The organism is Marisediminicola sp. LYQ134 (assembly GCF_046599635.1).
In the GTDB taxonomy this organism is placed as follows: domain Bacteria; phylum Actinomycetota; class Actinomycetes; order Actinomycetales; family Microbacteriaceae; genus Marisediminicola.
Window position 1 is genome coordinate 607,196 of the sequence record NZ_JBKIWP010000001.1, and the last position, 22,762, is coordinate 629,957.

Genomic DNA, 22,762 nt, shown 5'->3' on the forward strand with positions numbered 1-22,762 from the left:
CGCGTGACCGAGTCCGAAGCGGTTCCGCTCTGGCGTCGACCGGTGACCTACGGCGCGATCGGCGGCACCAAGGCGCCCGATCTCGCGGTGTTCCCACCCGCGGGCTTCCGATCGATCGTGAAGCGCCAGCGCATCGGCCACGGCGACAACAGGTTCGCGTGGGCATCCGCTCAGACGATGACGTGGGGCATCCAGCGGCTCTCCGGGTTCCGGGTCGAAGTCTCCGACGCTCCCGCTGCCGTCACGGATGCGACATACAGTCCCGTGGGGTTCGACACGGCGGGCATCCCCACGGTGTCGGCGACCGTCGCCGAGGCGGACGAAGACACGTTCAACGCCGACGGCGCCTCGTATCTCGTCCCCGGTGACACGGCGACGCTCACCATCCGCTTCCTCCTGATCCCCGTGACCGCGAACGTGAGGGTCGTCTACGTCGTCAACGAGCCCGACCGTGTCGGCTTCGCCTATGGCACGCTCGCGGGCCACCCCGAGAGCGGCGAAGAGGCGTTCATCGTCGAACGCGGCGACGACGGGTCGGTCTGGCTCGCGATCTCCGCGTTCTCACGGCCGAGCACGTGGTACTGGCGCGCCCTCTTCATTCCGCTCCGCATCGCGCAAGCCCTCTACACCCGTCGCTACCTGCGGGTGCTCGCCGGGCCGACCGACTGACGCGGATGCCGAGCGCCCTCCCTCTCGCCGACCCTGCCCCGCTCGACGGCGCTCTCCCGCGCTCCGTCGCCGAGGGCTCGGCCGATCGAGCGTTCGGCGTCTACCTCCACGTGCCCTTCTGTCGCGTGAGGTGTGGCTACTGCGACTTCAACACCTACACCTCCGACGAACTCCGCGGGGCGAAGCGCGTCGACTTCGCGGGCCAGGCGATCGCCGAGGTCGAGGCCGCCGGTCGCCTGCTTAACCAGTCCGGAGCGGCCGAGCGTCGCGCGTCGACGGTCTTCTTCGGCGGCGGGACCCCGACGATGCTGCCCGCGAGCGACCTCGTGGCGATGCTCGACGCCGTGCGCGACACGTGGGGTCTGGCGCCCGACGCCGAGGTGACGACCGAAGCGAACCCCGACTCGGTCGACGCCGACTACCTCGAAGCCCTCGCCCGGGCCGGCTTCACGCGCGTGTCGTTCGGCATGCAGTCCGCCGTGCCACATGTGCTCGCGACCCTGGATCGCACCCACGATCCCGACCGGGTTCCGCTCGTCGTCGACGCGGCGAGGCGGGCTGGGCTCGACGTGAGTCTCGACCTCATCTACGGCACACCGGGGGAGACCCTCGACGACTGGCGGCGCTCACTCGAGCACGCGATCGCCCAGAAGCCCGACCACATCTCGGCATACGCCCTCATCATCGAAGACGGCACGGCCCTCGCGCGTCGGATCCGCCGCGGCGAAGTCGAGGCCCCCGACGACGACCTGCAGGCCGACTTCTACGAGCTCGCCGACCGGATGCTCGCCGACGCGGGATATCAGTGGTACGAGGTGAGCAACTGGGCGATGACTCCCGCTCAGCGGTCGCATCACAATCTCGCCTACTGGACCGGCGAGGACTGGTGGGGCGTCGGCCCCGGAGCGCACAGTCACGTCGGCGGCGTGCGCTGGTGGAACGTCAAACACCCGGCCGCCTACGCCGAGCGGATCGGCCGCGGCGAATCACCCGCGGCCGGACGGGAGACCCTCGACGATCGCACGCGATTCGTCGAGCGGGTTCTGCTGACCTCGCGCTTGCGGGACGGCACGCCCATCTCGTCGCTCGAGCCGCGGGGGCGCACATCCGTCGCCTCCCTCATCGCCGACGGCCTCGTCGACCCGGCGGCCGCCCTGCGCGGCACCGTCGTCTTGACGCTGCGTGGCCGTCTGCTCGCCGACGCCGTCGTGCGCGCCCTGCTCGACGACTGAGCGCGCCTCCCGACGACAGCACGAAGGCCCCACCTCGCGGCGGGGCCTTCGTTCGGGTGCAGCTTGCGGGCTACTTGAGGAACGGGATCGTCAGCGGGTAGGCGTATGCCTCACCCTTGTTCGCCGCGATCGCCGCGATGATGCTGAAGACGATGACGACGACGGCCACGGCGAGGAGCACGAAGAGCCCGACGACGATGACGGTCAGGATGCCACCGATGAACGACGCGATGAGCATCGTGAGCTGGAAGTTGAGCGCCGTGGCGCTGTGCTGGCGCACGAACGGGCCGCGGTCCTTGAGCACGAGGTAGACGATGAGCGCGGGGAGGAAGCTGAAGAAGATCCCTCCGACGTGCGTGAGCGTGGCCCAGAGCTTCTCGTCTGCCGGGCTCATCGGCTGCGGAGCCGACGAGTAGGGGTTGGCGTTGGGCGGATAGTTGTCGCTCATGGTTCCTCCGAGTGCGGTTGGTGTGGTGAGAAGCTGTTATTTGATGAGACGGACGGCGAACGGATAGCGGTAGTTGTGTCCGTCTTTGGCCTTGAGGAAGGCGATGATCGAGAACACGATGCGGACCACGAAGACGACCGGCAGGATGAGAAACCCGATGCCGACGACGACCAGGATGTAGCCCAGCAGATCGGCGGCGAGGAGTGTGATCTGGAAGTTCAGAGCCTCTTTGCCCTCGGTGTCGGTGAAGGAACCGCGATCCTTGAAGATGAGCCAGATGACGAGGGCTGGCACGATGCCGAGAATGCCGAGGATGTGCGCGAGAGACCCCCACTGCCTGTCGTCGGCGGCGCTCAGCGGAGCCGAAGGCTGCGGCTGCGGTGAGGGATTCGACACGGTGGGCCTTTCGAGGCGGAGGGACCGCTCGCCCCGATGGGCGTGCGGTCATGCGGTGCCGCGCCAACAGGCGGGTCCCGCCATGGACTACGTCATACGGTAGTGCTGCGGAAAGCCTGCGTGCAACGCTCCCGCCCGGCAGGTCGCGATACAATTGGCAGTCCTTTGCAGTGAGTGCCAGTCGGGAGAAGGGGAGAGCACATGGCGTCCGACCGCAGCCTCGAAGTTCTCCGGGTCATCGTGCAGGACTACGTCGAGTCGCGCGAGCCCGTCGGCTCCCGGTCCATCGTCGAGCGCCACGCCTTCGGGGTGTCGGCCGCGACCATCCGCAACGACATGGCCCTCCTCGAGGAGGAAGAGCTCATCACCGCGCCCCACACGTCGTCGGGACGCATCCCGACCGACAAGGGCTACCGCGTCTTCGTCGACCAGCTCGCCGACCTGCGCCCGCTCACCGCCGCTCAGCGCCAAGCCATCGAGACATTCCTCGGGCAATCGGCAGACCTCGACGAGACTCTCGCGCGAACCGTGCGCCTGCTCTCGCAACTCACCAACCAGGTCGCGCTCGTGCAGTACCCGACGCTCGGCACCTCGCGAGTTCGTCACCTCGAACTCGTTCCGCTGAGCTCGACTCGCGTCATGACGGTGCTCATCACCGACTCCGGTCGCGTTGAGCAACGCGTCGTCGACGTCGCCGAGGGGGTCGACGAGGCGTTCCTCGGCGAGCTCCGAGCCAAGCTCAACTCGAGCCTCGGCGGGCTCGGCCTCGCCGAAGCGGCCGTGCGCCTCGAAGCGTTCGACGACCAGTTCGCTCCCGAGCGCGCGGGCGTCGTCGGGCGGGTGACGGCGACCCTCATCGAGCAGGTCGCGGCCAACCGGCACGAGCGACTGCTCATGGCGGGCGCCGCGAACCTCGCCCGCACCGAAGAGGACTTCTCCGGGAGCATCTACCCCGTGCTCGAAGCCATCGAGGAGCAAGTGACGCTCCTGCGCCTCTTCGGCGAGATGGCCCCCGACGAGAACGGCTTCTCGATCAGCATCGGTCGCGAGAACGCCTCCTTCGGCCTCGGTGAGACCTCGGTGCTCACGAGCGGCTACGCCGGGACGGGAACCGACCTCGCGAGGCTCGGCGTGCTCGGCCCCACCCGCATGGACTACTCCAACAACATGGCCGCGATCCGCGCGGTCGCCCGATACCTGTCGCGCTTGCTCGGCGACGACCACCCTGACGCGCGCTGACCGTCGTCCACCGCCGTGCGGTGGGGTGCGACGAGTGCGACGCGATCGATAGCAATCAGAAGGAAACCACGTGGCTGACCATTACGAAACGCTCGGAGTCTCTCGCGAGGCGACCCCCGAGGAGATCAAGAAGGCGTATCGCAGGCTCGCGCGCGAACTGCACCCCGACGTGAACCCCGGCGCCGACGCATCCGAGAAGTTCAAGTCGGTGACCCACGCCTACGACGTGCTCTCCGACCCGCAGCAGCGCCAGCAGTACGACCTCGGCCCGCAGGCCGGCTTCGGCGGGCAGAACTTCGGCGGATTCGGCGACATCTTCGAGACCTTCTTCGGTGGCGGAGGTGCCGGTGGGGGCCGTTCGGGGCCGCGCAGCAGGAGCGAGCGGGGTCAGGACGCACTCATCCGCGTCGAGGTGGACCTCGAAGAGATCGTCTTCGGAACTCAGCGCGACCTCGAGGTCGACACGGCCGTGCTCTGCGAGACGTGCAACGGCACGTGTTGCGCCCCCGGCACCCAGCCCCAGACGTGCGACATCTGCCGCGGGACCGGCCAGATCCAGCGCGCCGTGCGCAGCCTGCTCGGCAACGTCATGACCTCGAGCCCGTGCGGCACCTGCCGCGGATACGGCACCGTCATCCCCAACCCGTGCCCGACCTGCTCGGGCCAGGGGCGCGTGCGCGCGCGTCGCAGCATCCCCGTCGACATCCCGGCCGGTGTCGACACCGGACTCCGCCTGCAGATGCCCTCCCAGGGTGAGGTCGGGCCCGCCGGCGGCCCCAACGGCGACCTCTACCTCGAGATCAAGGTTCGGCACCACGACATCTACAGCCGCAACGGTGACGACCTCCTCGCGACCCTCGAGGTGCAGATGACCGACGCGATCCTCGGAACGACGACGACGCTGAAGACTCTCGACGGCGACGTGACCGTCGACATCAAGCCCGGCACGCAGAGCGCCGAGGTCATCACGGTCAAGGATCGCGGCATCACGCGCTTGCGCGGCGGCGGCCGGGGCGATCTGAAGATCGGCGTGCAGGTCATGACCCCCACGAAGCTCAGTCACAAGGAGCAGGACCTCGTCAAACAGCTCGCGAAGGCGCGCAAGGCGCATGCTCCGAGCCTGTCGCAGTTCCAGCAGGGCCTCTTCGAGAAGCTCCGCGACCGCTTCCTCAACATCTGACGCACGCGGAGCCCGCCCTCGGGCGGGCTCCGCTCCCGTCATCCGCCTCCGCCCGTTCTCGTCGCAAATTCAGGAGACGGCCGCCCGTGGCCGGTGTTCCGCTCGCCACCGCGGCGTCACGGTGCTGGGCTTGACAGCGGTCTCCTGAATTTCCATCACGGGGTGTCGAGAGAGCGCCTCGTCGCCTGCACTCGACTACGGATGCCACGCGCACGATCCGTCGGTATTGCGCACGATCCGTCGCAAATTCAGGAGATGCCCGCGCGGCGCTCGTGACTGACGCGCGGTGTGGGCGACGTGGCGTGCGGGCGGGCACCCACCTCCTGAATTTCCGACGGAGAGGGTGGGGATGGGGGCGATGGGGGCGACGGGCGACGGGCGCACGCGCCGCGATCTGCGAAGCTGGTCGGATGGCGCACTTCTACTTGAGCGACGATCTCGTCGAGGCCCGAACGGGCGATCGCGTCACGATCGACGGCCCCGAAGCGCGTCACGCGGTGACGGTGAGTCGCGTGTCGGTGGGGGAGTCGCTCGTCGTCGGAAACGGCTCGGGGCTCGTCGTGACGGGGCTCGTGGCCGTCGCCGAACACACCCAGCTCGTGGTCGAGGTCGTGACGGTCGTCGAACACCCCGCGGCGAGCCCCGCACTGTGGCTCGCCCAGGCCCTCGCGAAGGGCGACCGTGACGAGGCCGCCGTGCAGGCGGCGACAGAGCTCGGTGTCGACGGTGTGGTTCCGTGGGCGGCTCAGCGGTCGATCGTCAAGTGGGAGGGCGCCAAGGTCCGCAAGGGTCACGACCGCTGGACCGCGATCGTGCGCGAGGCGACGAAGCAGTCTGTCCGGCCGTGGTTGCCCGAGGTCTCGCCCGTCGTGTCGACGAAGCAGCTCGCTCGGCTCGCCGACTCCGCACGCCTTCTCGTTCTCGACCCGACGGCGTCGACCCCGCTGAGCGCCATCGAGTCGGACGGCCGAGACGTCGTCGTCGTGGTCGGCCCCGAGGGTGGTGTGGCGCAGGGTGAACTCGACTCCCTCGTTGCGGCGGGTGCTGAGGTGGTGCGGCTCGGCGACACCGTCTTGCGCACGAGCACCGCGGGGCCCGCGGCGATCGCGGTGTTGTGTGTCGCCCTCGGTCGGTGGTGAGCGGTTCCGCCCGCGCTACCTCGTGCCGCCCCGCTCCGCACACGTTGCGCCGCTGGAGAACAGCGGTTTCGTCGTCGGCGGCAGCGTTTAAGCTGTGACCATGCCTCCCGAGTCGCCGTCGATCTTCAGCCGCATCGTGGCGCGCGAGATCCCCGCAGACATCGTCTACGAAGACGATCGCGTCATCGCGTTCCACGACATCGCACCGCAAGCGCCCGTCCACGTCGTGGTCACCCCGAAGACCGAGGCGTTCACCGATGTCGTCGGGCTCGCCGCGGGTGACCCCGAGCTTCTCGCCCACATGGTCGACGTTGCTCGCTCGATCGCCGAGGATCTCTCCGACGGCCAGTTCCGTCTCGTCTTCAACACCGGTCCGGCCAGCGGGCAGACCGTGTTCCATGTTCACGCCCACGTTCTCAGCGGGGCTCTCGAGGAAGGCACCCTTGGCACGCAGTGAGCAGTCTCCGGACCGCCAGAACCCGGCAGGAACGACCCCGGCCAGCACCAACCCACCCCGCCCGAACCCCGCGAGCACAGATTCGGCGCGCACCGAACCGATCTCCGAGCGCATCCTCGTCGACGGTGTCGCCATGGTGCGCCTCCTCGGCCCGCAGGACCGCCTCCTCAAGACCGTCGAGCAACAGCATCCGGGCGTCGAGGTGCTCGTGCGTGGCAACGAGATCACCCTGTCCGGGCCTCCTGATGCCGTCGCCGCGGCAGTCCGCCTCGTCGATGAGCTCATCGTGATGGTGCGTGGCGGTCACGACCTGGGCGAGCCCGAGGTCGAGACGTCGGCGAGAATGCTCCGGGATGACGCGTCGTCGAGCCCCGCCGAGGTGCTGAGCCAAGCGATCCTCACGAGCAGGGGCAAGAGCATCCGCCCCAAGACTCTCGGGCAGAAGGCGTACGTCGATTCGATCGACGAGCACACGATCGTCTTCGGCATCGGGCCCGCGGGCACCGGGAAGACCTACCTCGCGATGGCGAAGGCCGTGCAGGCGCTGCAGCGCAAGGAGGTCGAGCGCATCATCCTCACGCGTCCGGCCGTCGAGGCGGGGGAGCGGCTCGGCTACCTTCCGGGGTCGCTCACCGACAAGATCGACCCCTATCTGCGCCCCCTCTACGACGCGCTCAACGAGATGATGGACCCCGAGATCGTGCCCAAGCTGCTCGCGGCGGGAACGATCGAGGTCGCGCCCCTCGCCTACATGCGCGGACGCACGCTCAACAACTCGTTCATCGTGCTCGACGAGGCCCAGAACACGACCCCCGAGCAGATGAAGATGTTCCTCACGCGACTCGGGCACGGTTCGCGCATCGTCGTGACGGGCGACATCACACAGGTCGACCTCCCGAACGGTGCCAGCGGGCTGCAACTCGTCACGCGCGTCCTCGACGACATCGACGACATCCATTTCGCCCGCATGACGAGCGAAGACGTCGTGAGGCACAACCTCGTGGGCCGCATCGTCGATGCCTACACGAAGTACGACGCCGAGCGTCAGGCTCAGAAGTTCGAGCGCGAGCAAGCGGCCGAGTTCGCCAACCGCGCCGAGCGTCGGGGCGCGACGCAACCGGGTTCGCGCGATCGCCGTCCGCCGGCGAGCGACCGTCGTCCGAGGGGATGGCGCGGCTGATGTCGATCGAGGTCAACAACGAGTCGGCGATCGAGGTCGACGAGTCCGCCCTCCAGCAGGTCGCGGCGTTCGCGCTCGAGTCACTCCACGTGCACCGCGACGCCGAGCTCGCGATCGTGCTCGTCGACGAGGCGGCGATGGAGCAGTTGCACATCCAGTGGATGGACGAGCCGGGACCGACGGATGTCTTGAGCTTTCCGATGGACGAGTTGCGTCCCGGCACGGATGATTCGCCGACGCCCGCGGGATTGCTCGGCGACATCGTGCTGTGCCCGACCGTTGCCGCGGCGCAAGCGGAGACGGCGGGGCACTCCGTTCTCGACGAGTTGCTGCTCCTGACGACCCACGGCGTCTTGCACTTGCTCGGCTTCGATCACGCCGAGCCCGACGAGGAGAAGGAGATGTTCGGCCTGCAGCGCGAGATCCTCGCCGCCTTCGCCGACACCGAGTCCCGAAACGGCTGAGCGTGGACACCCTCTTCATCATCGCGGCGATACTCCTCGTGGGCCTCGGTGGCCTTCTCGCCGCTGTCGACTCCGCTCTGTCGGTGACGTCGCGCTCCGATCTGCTCGATCTCGCGTCGACGTCGCGCACGACGCGCTCGCTCACGGCGATCGCCGGCGACGTGAGCGCCCACGTCAACGCGATCAACTTCATGCGTGTCGTCGCCGAGACGACCGCGGCGGTTCTCGTGACGCTCGTGCTCGCCTCGCTCTTCGACGAGCCGTGGCTCGCCCTGCTGTGGTCGGCGCTCGTCATGACGATCGTCTCGTTCGTGCTCGTGGGTTCGAGTCCGCGCAGCGTCGGGCGGGAGCACTCGCGAGCCCTGTTGACGTTCGCCGCTCCGCTCGTGAGGTTCTTCCGGCTGCTGCTCGGTCCGGTCGCGGCCGCCCTCGTCGCGCTCGGCAACAGGGTCACCCCCGGCCGACCCAAGACGACCTCGTTCTCGTCGGAGGAACAGCTCTTGAGCATGGTCGACGAGGCGACCGAACTCGATGTGCTCGAGGAGGAGGACCGCGAGCTCATCCACTCGATCTTCGAGTTCAGCGACACGGTCGTGCGCGCGGTCATGATCCCGCGCACCGACATGGTCACGATCGATTCCGACGAGACGATCAGCACCGCCATGGCGCTCTTCCTCGCGAAGGGCAACTCGCGCATGCCCGTGATCGGCACCGACATCGACGACGTGCTCGGAATCCTCTACCTGCGGGATGTCGCGCGCCTCGGCTACGAGAAGCCCACCGAGATGGATGCGACCCTCGTGACGGCGCTCGCCCGCCCGGCTGTCTTCGTGCCCGAGTCGAAGAAGGCCGACGACATGCTGCGTCAGATGCAGCTCGAGTCGAACCACCTCGCGATGGTCGTCGACGAGTACGGCGGCATCGCGGGGCTCGTGACGATGGAGGACCTCATCGAGGAGCTCGTGGGCGACATCTCCGACGAGTACGACCGCGAGGTCGTCGAGATCGAGGAGCTCGAGCCCGGCCGGTATCGTGTGAGCGCGCGGCTTCCGGTCGACGAGCTCGGCGAACTGTTCCAGATCGAGCTCGACGACGACGACGTCGATTCGGTCGGCGGGCTCCTGACGAAAGCGCTCGGTCGCCTTCCCCTCCCGGGTTCGCGAGCGGATGTCTCGGGTCTCGTGCTCATCGCCGACCGCACCGAGGGGCGCCGCAAGCGCTTGAGCACTGTCGTCGTCGAGCGCGATCCGGCCCTCCACGACGCCCAGGCGGCGTTCGGCTCGCTGCAGACATCCACTTCACACTCCACGAACGGGGAACACGATGACCGACACTGACTTCCGGGCGGGCTTCGTCACGTTCGTGGGGCGCCCCAACGTGGGCAAGTCCACGCTCACCAACGCTCTCGTCGGCGAGAAGGTCGCCATCACGAGTTCGAAGCCGCAGACGACGCGCCGCGCGATCCGGGGCATCGCGCACGCGGAGGGCGGCCAGCTCATCCTCGTCGACACCCCCGGGATGCACCGCCCGCGCACGCTCCTGGGCGAGCGACTCAACGCGATCGTGCAGGAGACCCTCGGCGACGTCGACGTCATCGGGTTCTGCGTTCCCGCCGACGAGAAGATCGGCCCCGGCGACCGCTTCATCAACGAGCAGCTCGAGTCGTTTCCGCGCGCCAAGAAGGTCGCGATCGTCACGAAGATCGATTCGACCTCGAGGCCCGCCGTCGCGGAGCAGCTCCTCGCGGTGTCGGGTCTGCGCGAGTGGGACGCGATCATCCCGGTCTCGGCGGTCGACAGCATCCAACTCGACACCCTCGCGACCGAGCTCATCGCCCTTCTGCCGAAGTCGCAGGCCCTCTACCCCGCGGAGACCGTGACCGAGGAGGCCGTGGTCGACCGCATCGCCGAGCTCATCCGCGAGGCCGTGCTCGAGGGGGTGTCCGACGAGCTGCCGCACTCGATCGCCGTGACGATCGACGACATGATCGAACGCGACGACAAAGACCTCGTCGAGATCTTCGCGAACCTCTTCGTCGAGCGCGACAGCCAGAAGGGCATCATCATCGGCCACCAGGGTTCGAGGCTCGCCGATGTCGGTGCGCGGGCCCGGGCGCAGATCGAGCCCCTCGTCGGCAAGCAGGTCTTCCTCTCGCTGCGGGTGAAGGTCGCCAAGGAGTGGCAGCGCGACCCGAAGCAGCTCGGCCGTCTCGGCTTCTGATCGAGCGACGCTCGGGGCACACGGCTGACGCCCTCTACATCGCGAGGATGATTCCGCCCGCCGCAAGTCGTCTCGAGGGGCTCGAGCGGCCTCCACGTGCCGTCTCGGCCGTACGGTAGTCGGATGTTCCGCTCACTCACCCGCGGGCAGCTGGTCTTCGATCTCGTGGCACCAGCGGTCGCGTTCGTCATCATGGTCGTGCCGTACTCGCTCGTCTACCAGTCGCCCTTCGTGCTCATCGGCATGATCGTGCCGCTGTTCTTCTGGCGGCTCAACGCCGGTCTCGCCCTCGGCCTCGCCTGGGTCGCGGCGATCGCGCAGATGCTCGCGGGCGGCTTTCCCGAGGTGGCCAACCTCGCGATCCTCATCGTGCTCTACGCGACGTCGGCTCACGGCAACCGGGTCACGAAGTGGCTCGGTTTCGCGTCGACGTTCGTCGGCGCGGCCACCGTGGCGGTCTACACGGCCATGCGTCTCGGGCTCTCCGATCAGACTCTCGACCCGACGTTCCCCATCCTCGTGCCGATCGCGTTCATCTTCGTCGCGTTCCTCGCGCTCTTCCTCGTCGCGTGGGGTGCCGGGCTGCTGTCGAAGACCTTCTCGCAGTCTCGCGCGAACACCCTCGCTCGTGCCGTCGCCGAGCTGGAGCGCGCGCGGGCTCGCGTCGATGTCGTCGTCGAGCAGGAGCGCACGCGCATCGCGAGAGACATGCACGACGTCGTGGCCCACTCTCTCGCCGTCGTGATCGCTCAGGCCGACGGGGCACGATACGCGCGGCATGCCGATCCCGCCGCGGTCGACTCCTCGCTCACCGCGATCTCGACGACGGCGCGCGAGGCCCTCGCCGACGTGCGCGTGCTGCTCGGGCAATTGCGTGACGACCAGCAGGCGGGCCCGCAGCCCGTGCTCGACGACCTCGACCGACTCATCGCCCAGGTGCGCTCGTCGGGGCTCGATGTCGAGGTCTCGTCGACGGGGGAGCAGCACGTCATGAGCACGGGCGCCCAACTCGCGGTCTACCGCATCGTGCAGGAGGCCCTCACGAACGCCCTCCGGCACGCCGACACGTCGACGGCGGCCCGCCTCTCGTTCGAGTGGACGCCCGACTCCGTGCGCCTCACGATCGTGAGCGCGCTGCGGGAGCCCCTCGTGCACGCGCTCGACCTCGGGCACGGACTCGCGGGCATGCGGGAGCGCGCCGCCCTCGCGGGCGGCGACCTCGAGGTGACGCACGACGACGCCCGGTTCACCGTCGCCGCGATCATCCCCGTGCAGGCGTCGCACCTCGACACGGGGTCGACGGTGACCTCTCCCTCCACGACACGATCGACCGCGCCGACGGCGCTGACCACCCCGCGAACTCCGGAGACCCCATGACCCCCGCCATCCGCGTCGCCCTCGTCGACGACCAGGCCCTCTTCCGTGCCGGAATCCGCATGGTCGTGTCGAGCCAGCCCGACCTCGACTTCGTCGGCGAAGCGAGCAACGGCCTCGAGGGCGTCGCGATCGTCGAGGAGCACTCGCCCGATGTCGTGCTCATGGACATCCGGATGCCAGTGCTCGACGGCATCGAGGCGACCGCGCGCATCGTGGCGGCGGCCGAGTCGCGGGGCGCGCGTCCTCCGCGCATCATCGTGCTCACGACCTTCGACCTCGACGAGGCGGCGACGCGTGCCATCCGCGCGGGGGCGAGCGGTTTCGTGCTCAAAGACGCCGACCCCGAGTTCCTCCTCGCGGCGATCCGCACGGTGCACGCGGGCAGCGCCGTGATCGCGGCATCCGCCACTCGCGAACTCTTCGAGCACTTCGACGGGCGCTCCGCCAAGCCGAGCGAGCCCGCGTCGTTCCGATCGCTCACCGAGCGCGAGAAAGGCATCTTCGCGCACGCCGCCCGCGGGCTCAGCAACGCCGAGATCGCGCGCGCCGAATTCCTGAGCGAGGCGACCGTCAAGACGCACATCAGCCGCATCCTCTCGAAGCTCGGCCTTCGCGACCGCGTGCAGCTCGTCGTCTTCGCCTTCGAACACTCGCTCGTCGGATAACCGAGCGGACGACGCGCGATCATCCTCCCGGTGTATCGAGGCGCACCTCCCGCCCGATCCGCCACCGCCGCGGCCTCCGTAGCGTCGAAGACATGACACACAACCGCACCGACAAAGGGCTCGTCGCCCGCGTCGAGAACCTCACCAAGTCCTACGGATCCGGATCCAACCTCGTCACGGCCCTCGACGGCGTCTCGCTCGGCATCACCGCGGGCGAGTTCACCGCCATCATGGGCCCGAGCGGGTCGGGCAAATCCACCCTCATGCACATCTCGGCGGGCCTCGACAGCCCGACGACCGGTCGCGTCTGGGTCGGAGACACCGAGATCACGAGCATGAACGACTCCGAGCTCACCGTCTTGCGGCGTCGCCGAATCGGGTTCGTCTTCCAGGCGTTCAACCTCGTGCCGACGCTCGACGTCGAAGGCAACATCCTGCTGCCGTTCGAACTCGACGGCCGCCGACCGACGGGCGACGAGCGAGCCTGGATCGACCAGCTGATCGAATCGCTCGGGTTGCGCGAGCGACTCTCGCACCGCCCGCACGAACTCTCGGGCGGCCAGCAGCAACGGGTCGCGATCGCCCGGGCGCTCGGTATGCGCCCCGACCTCGTCTTCGCCGACGAGCCGACAGGAAACCTCGACTCCCGCACGGGGCGCGAGGTGCTCACCCTCCTGCGCACCGCGAGCTCGACCTACGGGCAGAGCATCGCGATGGTCACCCACGACCCGGTCGCCGCGAGCTACGCCGACCGCATCATCATCCTCGCCGACGGCCGCGTCGTCGAAGAGCTCGGTCGGTCCACCCCCGACGAGATCAGCAGCCTCATGCTCAGCCTCGAGGGTGCATCGTGAATCCGCGCGAGCACACCTCATCCATCGTCGTCTCGGCCCTGAGCTCCTTCTTCGGCGTCTCCCTCATCCAGGCCACGGGTCTCATCACCGACGTCGTCGGCCCGATGGGCGACGGCGCCATCCAGTTGGCACTCGTGACCGTCGCGGGCGTGTTCATCCTGCTCGCGATGTACACGGGAGCCGTCGTCACGGCGAACACCTTCGGCACCATCGTGGCGGGTCGGGTTCGCACGATCGCGCTCATGAGGCTCGTCGGTGCGAGCACCCGCCAGTTGCGCGCATCCATCGGCCGCGAGGGTCTCGTGGTCGGTGCCGTCGGATCGCTCATCGGCGCCGTGCTCGCCCTCGTCACCACGAACGGGGCCGCGAGGTACTTCGTGAGCACCGGCGACCTCCCCGACATCGCGTACCGCCTCATCGACCCGCTCGTGCTCCTGCCCGTCGTGGCCGTCGTCGTCACCACGTGGTCGGCATCCCTCGTCGGTTCGCGCAAGGTGCTCAGCGTGACGCCGATCCAGGCGACCGCGAGTGCCGGCGAACCGGACTTCAGTGAGAACCGCCGCCGCACGGGGCGAAACGTCATCGCGCTCCTCCTCATCGCGTCAGGTGTCGTCCTGCTCGTCGTGGGGGTCGTCGTCGGTCTCGTCTCGCCGCTGGGCATGTTCATCGCGTTCTTCGGGGGCGTCGGGTCGTTCACCGGGATCATCCTCGGTGCTCACGTCGTCATGCCGCTCGTGCTCAAAGCGGTCGGTGCGCTGTTCGGCCGCGGGGCGGCGGGCAGACTCGCCGCGCTCAACGCTTTGCGCTACCCGGCCCGAAGCACGCGGGCCACGATCGGGCTCGTCATCGGCGTGACCCTCGTCATGACCTTCACGGTCGCCGCGGCGTCGTACCAGCAGATGATCCTCGACGATACCGGCCTGGACGCTGACCAGCTGGCCGAAGCGAACCAGGTTCTCGGGGTGACCTTCGGGGTGCTCTCCGCGCTCATCGGTTTCTCGGCCGTGATCGCGGCGGTCGGCCTCGTCAACAACCTGTCGCTCGGGGTACTGCAGCGCACTCGGGAGCTCGGGTTGCTTCGCGCCCTCGGTTTCACCTCCCGCCAGGTGCGTCGGATGATCGTGGCCGAGTCCGCGCAGATGGTCATCGCCTCCGTGGGCCTCGGGCTCGGGCTCGGGGTTCTCTACGGTTGGGCGGGCGCACAATCGCTGCTCGGCTCCATCTTCGGCAGCGAACTGGTCGCGCCGAGCGTGCCGTGGCAGGTCGTCGTCGGAATCGTCGGGGGAGCGGCTGTGCTCGCCGTCGTCGCCTCGCTCGCCCCCTCCCGTCGGGCGACGAGCGTCTCGCCGGTGCGGGCCCTACAGACGCTGTGATCTCCGACTCGTCGCGGTGGTAACGTGTGACCGTGTTGTTCGGTCTGCTTCTCCTTAGCTGCCGCGACGAGTCCTAGCCCAGGCCCACCTCGTCGCGGAGTCCGTCGTCGGCTGACCCAATCGAGCGAAGAGGTAGAGAGCCCATGAAGAACACGCAGACGGCGTCGACGATGCCGATCCACAAGTACCGCCCGTACCACGAGATGCTCCCCGTCGATCTGCCCGATCGCACCTGGCCGTCGAAGCGCATCACCGAAGCGCCCCGCTGGTGCGCCGTCGACCTGCGCGACGGAAACCAGGCCCTCATCGACCCGATGAGCCCCGAGCGCAAGAGGGTCATGTTCGACCTGCTCGTGCGCATGGGCTACAAGGAGATCGAGGTCGGATTTCCGAGCGCCAGCCAGACCGACTTCGACTTCGTGCGGAGCCTCATCGAGGGCGACCTCATCCCCGACGACGTGACGATCCAGGTGCTCACGCAAGCCCGCGAATCGCTCATCAACCGCACATACGAATCGATCGCGGGAGCGAAACGGGCGATCGTGCACCTCTACAACTCGACGAGTGTGCTGCAGCGCGACGTCGTCTTCCGCACCGACAAGCAGGGGATCATCGACATCGCGCTCGAGGGCGCGCGGCTGTGCAGGGCCGCGGAAGCGAGCATCCCCGGCACCGAGGTCTTCTACGAGTACTCGCCCGAGAGCTACACCGGCACCGAACTCGAGTTCGCCCTCGACGTGTGCAACCAGGTGATCGAGGTCTTCGAACCCACCCCCGAGCGCAAGGTCATCATCAACCTCCCCGCGACCGTCGAGATGGCGACCCCCAACGTCTACGCGGACTCGATCGAGTGGATGTCGCGGCGCCTCGCCCACCGCGAGAACGTGCTGCTCAGCCTGCATCCACACAACGACCGCGGCACGGCCGTCGCCGCCGCCGAGCTCGGCTATCTCGCGGGCGCCGACCGCATCGAGGGGTGCCTCTTCGGAAACGGCGAGCGCACGGGCAACGTAGACCTCATCGCCCTCGGCATCAACCTCTTCACGCAGGGAATCGACCCGCAGATCGACTTCTCCGACCTCGACGAGGTCAAGCGCACCGCCGAGTACTGCAACCAGTTGCCCGTGCCCGAACGCAGCCCGTGGGCGGGCGACCTCGTCTACACGGCGTTCAGCGGCTCACACCAGGACGCCATCAAGAAGGGCTTCGAGGCTATGGCCGTCGAGGCCGAGCGTCGCGGCGTCACGGTCGATGAGCTCGAGTGGGCGGTGCCGTACCTGCCCGTCGACCCCAAAGATCTCGGGCGCAGCTACGAGGCCGTCATCCGCGTCAACTCCCAATCGGGCAAGGGCGGCGTCGCCTACCTGCTCAAGACCGACCACGCGCTCGACCTCCCGCGCAAACTGCAGATCGAGTTCAGCGGTGTCGTGCAGGCCAAGACCGACGCCGAGGGTGGCGAAGTCACGAGCGACCAGATCTGGGCGGTCTTCCGAGACGAATACCTGCCCTCCGACGACGCCGACGAGAAGTGGGGGCGATTCGAACTCACCCGCACCGGCACGACGAGCGACATGTCCGGAGTCGTCACCCTCGAGACGCAGATGCGGGTCGGCGACGACACCCTGGCGACGACCGCGACCGGCAACGGGCCGATCGACGCGTTCGTGCGCGTGCTCGCCGAGCAGGGCGTCGACGTCAAGGTCTACGACTACGTCGAGCACGCGCTCAGTTCGGGTGGGGACGCCCTCGCGGCGTCGTACGTCGAGTGTGCCGTCGGAGACATCCGCCTGTGGGGTGTCGGTATCGACGCCGACATCGCGACCGCGTCTCTCAAGGCGATCGTCTCCGCGGTGAACCGTGCCGTGCGCACGCCCGCGGACGACCGCGAGCTCGTCACCGCGTAGCCCGCCCTCGCCTCACCCCCACTCGCCTCGGCCGGCACCCTTTGTTGCAAATTCAGGAGTTCGCGGCACCTCGCGTATGAGACACCCGTGCCGCTCGTGGGTGCGCGCGCGCCGGTGCGCGCGACTCCTGAATTCTCAACGGGGTGAGCCGATCGCGGTGGCGCTTGGCAGTGTCGCTGGCAGTGTCGCTGGCAGTGGCAGACGCGGAGCGTTGGCGCCCAACCGCACGTCGGTGGCCCCATCCGCTCGCCCCGGTGGAAATTCAGGAGATGGGCGCCATTCGGTCGCTGACAGAGGTGCGCCGCCGCGGTGCGCCAGGCTTCTCCTGAATTTCCCACGGTGCGACGGGGGTAGATGGGGCGATGGGGGCGACGGGGCGACGGGGCGGCAGGCAACCGCGGCGGCCGACGGGCGTCTAGCGCGGGCGCCGCAAGCCGCGGATGCGGCGGATGCGCGGCAAGCGCTCGATGCGCCGCTGTTCGGGCAGGCTCCACCCGAACAGCACCGACAGCACGCGGATGCCGAAGGTCACCCCGACACAGATGGCCGCGGAGATCGCGACGGGCACGCCGAACTCGAGCAGCACGACGAGGGTCGCCGAACCGCCGACGGCAGCGACCGCGTAGAGCGACCCGACGTGCATGAGCGCGATGGGCATGTTGAGCAGTAGGTCGCGCAGGATCGACCCGCCAACCGCCGCGAGGGTGCCGACGAACACGGCGGGGACTTCCGGCAGGCCGAAGGCGAGCGCTTTGGTCGTGCCGATCGCGCAGAAGATGCCGATCGTGAGGGCGTCGAGCACGGTGATCACCTTGTTGAGCCGTTCGAAGATGCGCTCGAGCAACATCCCGAAGAGGGCTGCGCCCGTCGCGACGACGAGGTACCAGTTCGATTCGAGGGCGACGGGCACTTCGGCGAGGAGCACGTCTCGGATGAGCCCGCCCCCGAACCCCGTTGCGATGCCGATGATGGCGACCCCGAGGAGGTCGAGGCGCCGGTCGCGGAACTGCGCCGCGACGACAGCGCCTTGCAGTGCCCCGATGCCGATGGCCAGGAGGTCCGCCCACAGCGGGATGACGAACTGGTCGGGGATCACGAGTCCATTCGTACCACGAGAGGCGACGGAGACCAGCGGATGCATGCGGCCCGACGCAACCGAGCGAAACCCGGTCGCAGACACGCGCGCCCCGACCCTCCGCCGCCACGGCGGGGCGGATGCGGCCCTCCCGGCTCGAGCGCCGATAATCGTCTGGTGCCCCTCTACCGTGATGAAGCCGTCGTGCTGCGAACCCACAAGCTGGGCGAAGCCGACCGCATCGTCACGATGCTCAGTCGCGAGCACGGCAAGATCCGGGCGGTCGCGAAGGGCGTGCGCCGCACCGCCTCGAAGTTCGGGGCGCGCCTCGAGCCGTTCATGGTCGCCGACGTGCAGCTCTTCGAGGGCCGCAGCCTCGACATCATCACCCAGGCCGTGTCGCTCGGGTCGTACGGCGCCGACATCATCGGCGACTATGCGAGCTACACCGCCGCGAGCGTGATGGTCGAGACGGCTGACAAGGTCACCGAAGACGACGGAAGCCTGCAGCAGTACCTCCTTTTGGTCGGCGCTCTGCGATCGCTGTCGCGCCGCGAGCACGGCGCGGGCTCGACGCTCGACTCCTACCTGTTGCGAGCGCTGAGCGTCGCCGGTTGGGCGCCGAGCTTCAACGACTGCGCCATGACGGGCGTGCCGGGGCCGCACTCGGCGTTCGTCGTGCAGCTCGGTGGGGTCGTCGCCGACGAGGTCGCGCCGCCCGGCGCCCCCCGGCTCGACACCGCGACGATCGGCCTCCTCTCCGCCCTCCTCACGGGGGACTGGCCGACCGTGGATGCCGCGTCCGAGGGCACCCGGTCGATGGCGAGCGGTGTCGTCGCGGCGTACACCCAGTTCCATCTCGAGCGCAGCCTGCGGTCACTGCAACACGTGGACCGCGAGCCCGATTCGCGCGCGCCGGACTCGCGGCAGCCGATCGGCGCCCTGTTCGCGACCGGCGAGGTGCCCGCATCCATCGAACCGTCCCCGACCGTCGAAGACACTGCAGCGAGGATCCGCCCGTGACCGCGAAGACCCACAAGGATGCCGTCGAGTTCCGCCCCGTCGACTGGACAGGCATCTACCCGCCCGAGCTGCCGCGAGCCGCGGTGCCGAAGCACGTCGCGATCGTGATGGACGGCAACGGCCGCTGGGCCAACGGCAAGGGACTCACGCGGGTGGAGGGCCACAAGGCGGGGGAGGCGTCGCTCCTCGACGTCGTGGCCGGAGCACTGCAGATCGGCGTCACCCACTTGAGCGTCTACGCGTTCTCGACCGAGAACTGGAAGCGCTCGCCCGCCGAGGTCAAGTTCCTCATGGGCTTCAACAGGTCGGTGCTGCACCGTCGCCGAGACCAGCTCAACGACTGGGGTGTGCGCATCCGCTGGGCGGGGCGCAAGCCGCGGCTGTGGCGCTCGGTGATCTCCGAGCTCGAGTTCGCCGAGAAGCTCACCGAGAACAATTCGACCCTGACCCTCACGATGTGCGTCAACTACGGGGGACGCACCGAGATAGCGGATGCCGTGCGCGCGATCGCGACGGAGGTCGCGGCCGGCAGGATGTCGCCCTCGGGCATCAGCGAGAAGACGATCCAGAAAGCGCTGTATGCACCCGAGCTTCCCGACGTCGACCTGTTCGTGAGGAGCTCGGGGGAGCAGCGCACGAGCAACTTCATGCTGTGGCAGAGCGCCTACGCCGAAATGGTGTTCCTCGACACGCTGTGGCCCGATTTCAGGCGCGAACAGCTGTGGGAGGCGATCGGCGTCTACGCGTCGCGCAACCGGCGGTTCGGCGGGGCGATCGACGCGCCGACGGCGTAGGGACGGGCGCCGCTCACGGGTTGGGGTGCGACGGGCTGACAACGCTGGGGCGTGCGCCGCACAGGTTTCGCCGGCTGCCGTCGCGCGCCACAATGGGGGGATGACAGAGCCCCCCGCGGCCACAAGCCGTCGACCCTCTGCGACCTCCGAGACGTTCGAACAGACTCCCTCGTGGTCGCGAGAACTCCGTGCCGCACGCGCATCGTTCACGGCGTCGCCCGGCTATCTCGCCGCAGCCTCGATGGGCATCCCGTCGAGTGACACCGTGGACGCCTTGCGTGCCGACCTCGACCTGTGGGGCGCCGCGATGCACGACGCGGCGCGGTACGGCGACATCGTCGAACGCACGCGTGCCCACTACGCGCGGCTCGTGGGCATCGGCGCGGACCGCGTCGCGATCGGCTCGCAGACCTCGGTGCTCGCGAGCATCCTCGCTCAGGCGGTTCCCGAGGGTGCCGAGGTCGTGTGCGTCGACGGCGACTTCAGCTCGATCGTGTTCCCCTTCATGCAGGGGCCCGGAGTGCGGGTCAGGCACGTCGCGATCGCCGACCTCGCCGAGTCGCTCACCGACGACACGTGGCTCGTCGCGTTCTCGCACATCCAGTCGTCGACGGGTGTGGTCGCCGATATCCCCGCGATCGTGGCCGCGGCAGCCGAGCACGACGTCGTCACGCTGTGCGACACGACCCAGTCGGCGGGCGTGCACCCCGTCGACGCGTCGCTATTCGACGCGACCGTGTGCCACTCCTACAAGTGGTTGTGCGCACCGCGCGGCGCAGCGTTCCTCACGCTCACGGCCGAGCTGCAATCGCGCCTCGTGCCGGTGCACGCCGGCTGGTACGCGGGTGACGACGTCTGGCGCTCGTGTTACGGACCCACGATGACCCTCGCCGCCGACGCCCGAGCGTTCGACGTGTCACCCGCGTGGCCCGTGTGGGTGGGGGCGGAACCGGCCATCCGGATGTTCGCCGACCTCGACATCGCGGAAGTGTGGGCTTACACGTCCCGGCTCGGCGACCTCGCGTGCGATGCGCTCGGGATCCCTCGGCAGCACCAGGCGATCGTCACGATGGCCGACCCCGACGGTTCGGCCCTCGCGATACTCGCGGCGGCGGGCATCCGGGCGTCGGGCAGGGCGGGGCGCGTGCGGCTCGCGTTCCACCTGTGGAACGACGAGTCCGACGTCGAGGCTCTCGCGCGAGCGCTGTCGACGTCGGCGGCGGGGTCGGCGGGGTCGGCGGGGTCGGCCGCCGAGCTGCTGGCACCGCTTCCGCCCGCATAGAGGCCGGGCCGGGCCGCAGTCGCTGTCGCTGTCGCAGTCGCAGACGCTCGGCGATATCGCCCACCCCGGCGCGAGCCGAGACGCCCGGCGCGCTCGCTAGGCTGGAGTTTTCCGCCGACCCGCTCGACCGCGCACCCAGCGCGGCTGGACAACTGGAGTTCCTGTGGCCAACGCCTCCCCCCTCGACCCCGTCATCAACCTCGCGAAACGCCGCGGATTCGTGTTCCAAGCGGGGGAGATCTACGGGGGGTCACGCTCCGCATGGGACTACGGGCCCCTCGGAGTCGCGCTCAAAGAGAACATCAAACGCCAGTGGTGGCAGTTCATGGTGCAGGGGCGCGACGACATCGTGGGGCTCGACTCCTCGGTCATCCTGCCCCGGCAGGTGTGGGAGGCGTCCGGTCACGTCGAGGTCTTCAGCGACCCGCTCGTCGAATCCCTCCACACGCACAAGCGCTACCGCGCCGACCACCTCCTCGAGGCCTACGAGGAGAAGCACGGGCACCCTCCGGTCAACGGTCTCGCCGACATCCGCGACCCCGACACCGGCCAGCCCGGCTCCTGGACCGAACCGCAGAACTTCTCGGGACTCCTCAAGACGTTTCTCGGCCCCGTCGACAACGAGGAGGGCATGGCCTACCTCCGGCCCGAAACCGCGCAGGGCATCTTCGTGAACTTCGCCAACGTGCTCGCCACCTCGCGCCAGAAGCCGCCGTTCGGAATCGCGCAGATCGGCAAGAGCTTCCGCAACGAGATCACCCCCGGAAACTTCATCTTCCGCACGCGCGAATTCGAGCAGATGGAGATGGAGTTCTTCGTCGAGCCCGGAACCGACGCCGAATGGCACCAGTACTGGATCGACGCGTGCCTCGCGTGGTTCACCGACCTCGGCATCGACCCCGCGAACATCCGCCTCGACGAGCACGCGCCCGAGAAGCTCTCGCACTACTCGACCCGCACGGTCGACCTCGAGTACCGCTTCGGGTTCCAGGGCAGCCAGTGGGGTGAGCTCATGGGAATCGCGAACCGCACCGATTTCGACCTCAAGACGCACTCCGCGGCATCCGGAACCGACCTCTCGTACTTCGACCAGGCCAAGAACGAGCGCTGGATCCCGTATGTAATCGAGCCCGCGTTCGGGCTCACGCGCGCCCTCATGGCATTCCTCATCGACGCGTACACCGAAGACGAGGCTCCCAACACGAAGGGGGGCGTCGACAAGCGCACGGTGCTCAGATTGGACCGCCGCCTCGCGCCCGTGAAGGTCGCCGTGCTGCCGCTGTCGCGCAACGAGCGTCTGTCGCCGGTGGCCCGTGAGCTCGCGGCCGACCTGCGCAAGCTCTGGAACATCGACTTCGACGACGCCGGCGCGATCGGCCGACGCTATCGCAGGCAAGACGAGATCGGCACGCCGTTCTGCGTCACCATCGACTTCGACACCCTCGACGACAACGCGGTGACCGTGCGCGAGCGCGACAGTATGGCTCAGGAGCGCGTGTCGCTCGACCGCTTGCGCGGCTACCTCGCCGAACAGCTCGTCGGCGCGTAAGGCGGGGCGGCGCTGCGCATTAAGCGGGGGCGACGCGGCGCGGTAAGCGGCGCAGCTCCGCGCAGTAAGCAGCGCAGTAAGCGGCGCTGCGCGTTGAGCGGGGGCGACGCATCGCGGCAGCGGTGCCGGTGGCGGCCAAGGCGCGTGCGCTCGAGCCTCCGCGCTCGAGCTTCTGCGCGGCACGCTCCGCCGCTCACCCCTGTTGCGAATTCAGGAGTACTGCGCGCACCGGCTCGAGCGGC

22 protein-coding genes are annotated in these 22,762 nt (G+C 68.7%); 19 read left to right on the forward strand and 3 right to left on the reverse strand.

Annotated elements, in window-relative coordinates:
* Positions 1–3 precede the first annotated feature (3 nt).
* Complete coding sequence (locus tag ACLHIH_RS02905) at positions 4–669, forward strand: DUF1990 family protein (protein ID WP_411315208.1); 666 nt, start codon at positions 4–6, stop codon at positions 667–669.
* Between the two features lie 5 nt (positions 670–674).
* Positions 675–1,901, forward strand: a complete 1,227-nt coding sequence (gene hemW, locus ACLHIH_RS02910) for a radical SAM family heme chaperone HemW (RefSeq protein ID WP_411315209.1) — start codon at positions 675–677, stop codon at positions 1,899–1,901.
* 70 nt (positions 1,902–1,971) lie between these two features.
* Here hemW and ACLHIH_RS02915 read toward each other — a convergent pair whose 3' ends face one another.
* Positions 1,972–2,349: a DUF4870 domain-containing protein gene (locus ACLHIH_RS02915; protein ID WP_411315210.1), complete on the reverse strand. Its 378-nt coding sequence runs from the start codon at positions 2,347–2,349 to the stop codon at positions 1,972–1,974.
* 36 nt (positions 2,350–2,385) lie between these two features.
* Positions 2,386–2,745 (reverse strand): DUF4870 domain-containing protein, encoded by a 360-nt coding sequence (locus ACLHIH_RS02920; RefSeq protein ID WP_411315211.1) that lies wholly within the window; start codon positions 2,743–2,745, stop codon positions 2,386–2,388.
* Between the two features lie 201 nt (positions 2,746–2,946).
* On the opposite strand from ACLHIH_RS02920, the gene hrcA reads away from it, so the two are divergent.
* The 13 genes from hrcA (at position 2,947) to leuA (ending at position 16,797) form a co-directional block, all read left to right on the forward strand.
* Positions 2,947–3,984 (forward strand): heat-inducible transcriptional repressor HrcA, encoded by a 1,038-nt coding sequence (gene hrcA, locus ACLHIH_RS02925; RefSeq protein ID WP_411315212.1) that lies wholly within the window; start codon positions 2,947–2,949, stop codon positions 3,982–3,984.
* A 70-nt stretch (positions 3,985–4,054) separates the two neighbouring features.
* A complete protein-coding gene (gene dnaJ, locus ACLHIH_RS02930; RefSeq protein ID WP_411315213.1) occupies positions 4,055–5,164 on the forward strand; it encodes a molecular chaperone DnaJ in 1,110 nt (369 codons plus the stop codon).
* Positions 5,165–5,574: 410 nt separating this feature from the next.
* Positions 5,575–6,303 (forward strand): 16S rRNA (uracil(1498)-N(3))-methyltransferase, encoded by a 729-nt coding sequence (locus ACLHIH_RS02935; RefSeq protein ID WP_411315214.1) that lies wholly within the window; start codon positions 5,575–5,577, stop codon positions 6,301–6,303.
* Between the two features lie 100 nt (positions 6,304–6,403).
* Positions 6,404–6,760, forward strand: a complete 357-nt coding sequence (locus ACLHIH_RS02940) for a histidine triad nucleotide-binding protein (RefSeq protein WP_411315215.1) — start codon at positions 6,404–6,406, stop codon at positions 6,758–6,760.
* 133 nt (positions 6,761–6,893) lie between these two features.
* Positions 6,894–7,940 (forward strand): PhoH family protein, encoded by a 1,047-nt coding sequence (locus ACLHIH_RS02945; protein WP_411316297.1) that lies wholly within the window; start codon positions 6,894–6,896, stop codon positions 7,938–7,940.
* Positions 7,940–8,404: an rRNA maturation RNase YbeY gene (ybeY, locus tag ACLHIH_RS02950; RefSeq protein WP_411315216.1), complete on the forward strand. Its 465-nt coding sequence runs from the start codon at positions 7,940–7,942 to the stop codon at positions 8,402–8,404. Before ACLHIH_RS02945 ends, ybeY begins: the two co-directional genes overlap by 1 nt.
* Before the next feature lie 2 nt (positions 8,405–8,406).
* Positions 8,407–9,741, forward strand: coding sequence for a hemolysin family protein (locus ACLHIH_RS02955; RefSeq protein WP_411315217.1), 1,335 nt, complete (start codon positions 8,407–8,409; stop codon positions 9,739–9,741).
* On the forward strand, positions 9,728–10,624 hold the full coding sequence (era, locus tag ACLHIH_RS02960; protein WP_411315218.1) for a GTPase Era: 897 nt from the start codon (positions 9,728–9,730) through the stop codon (positions 10,622–10,624). The genes ACLHIH_RS02955 and era overlap by 14 nt, the downstream gene beginning before the upstream one ends.
* Before the next feature lie 123 nt (positions 10,625–10,747).
* Positions 10,748–12,001, forward strand: coding sequence for a sensor histidine kinase (locus ACLHIH_RS02965; RefSeq protein ID WP_411315219.1), 1,254 nt, complete (start codon positions 10,748–10,750; stop codon positions 11,999–12,001).
* Positions 11,998–12,666: a response regulator gene (locus ACLHIH_RS02970; RefSeq protein ID WP_411315220.1), complete on the forward strand. Its 669-nt coding sequence runs from the start codon at positions 11,998–12,000 to the stop codon at positions 12,664–12,666. Before ACLHIH_RS02965 ends, ACLHIH_RS02970 begins: the two co-directional genes overlap by 4 nt.
* 92 nt (positions 12,667–12,758) lie before the next feature.
* Positions 12,759–13,520, forward strand: coding sequence for an ABC transporter ATP-binding protein (locus ACLHIH_RS02975; RefSeq protein WP_411315221.1), 762 nt, complete (start codon positions 12,759–12,761; stop codon positions 13,518–13,520).
* A complete protein-coding gene (locus ACLHIH_RS02980) occupies positions 13,517–14,893 on the forward strand; it encodes an FtsX-like permease family protein (RefSeq protein ID WP_411315222.1) in 1,377 nt (458 codons plus the stop codon). The genes ACLHIH_RS02975 and ACLHIH_RS02980 overlap by 4 nt, the downstream gene beginning before the upstream one ends.
* Positions 14,894–15,036: 143 nt before the next feature.
* A complete protein-coding gene (gene leuA / locus ACLHIH_RS02985) occupies positions 15,037–16,797 on the forward strand; it encodes a 2-isopropylmalate synthase (RefSeq protein ID WP_411315223.1) in 1,761 nt (586 codons plus the stop codon).
* A gap of 415 nt (positions 16,798–17,212) precedes the next feature.
* Here leuA and ACLHIH_RS02990 read toward each other — a convergent pair whose 3' ends face one another.
* Positions 17,213–17,893: a trimeric intracellular cation channel family protein gene (locus ACLHIH_RS02990; RefSeq protein WP_411315224.1), complete on the reverse strand. Its 681-nt coding sequence runs from the start codon at positions 17,891–17,893 to the stop codon at positions 17,213–17,215.
* Positions 17,894–18,049: 156 nt separating this feature from the next.
* Between ACLHIH_RS02990 and recO the strand changes: the two genes are divergently transcribed.
* From recO to ACLHIH_RS03010, 4 genes are all read left to right on the forward strand, one after another.
* A complete protein-coding gene (gene recO / locus ACLHIH_RS02995; protein ID WP_411315225.1) occupies positions 18,050–18,895 on the forward strand; it encodes a DNA repair protein RecO in 846 nt (281 codons plus the stop codon).
* Complete coding sequence (locus ACLHIH_RS03000; protein ID WP_411315226.1) at positions 18,892–19,689, forward strand: isoprenyl transferase; 798 nt, start codon at positions 18,892–18,894, stop codon at positions 19,687–19,689. The genes recO and ACLHIH_RS03000 overlap by 4 nt, the downstream gene beginning before the upstream one ends.
* A 241-nt stretch (positions 19,690–19,930) precedes the next feature.
* The gene (locus ACLHIH_RS03005) at positions 19,931–20,971 is read left to right on the forward strand and encodes an aminotransferase class V-fold PLP-dependent enzyme (protein ID WP_411316298.1); all 1,041 of its coding nucleotides are present in this window, start codon (positions 19,931–19,933) and stop codon (positions 20,969–20,971) included.
* A gap of 163 nt (positions 20,972–21,134) precedes the next feature.
* Complete coding sequence (locus tag ACLHIH_RS03010) at positions 21,135–22,520, forward strand: glycine--tRNA ligase (protein ID WP_411315227.1); 1,386 nt, start codon at positions 21,135–21,137, stop codon at positions 22,518–22,520.
* The last annotated feature ends 242 nt before the right edge of the window (positions 22,521–22,762 follow it).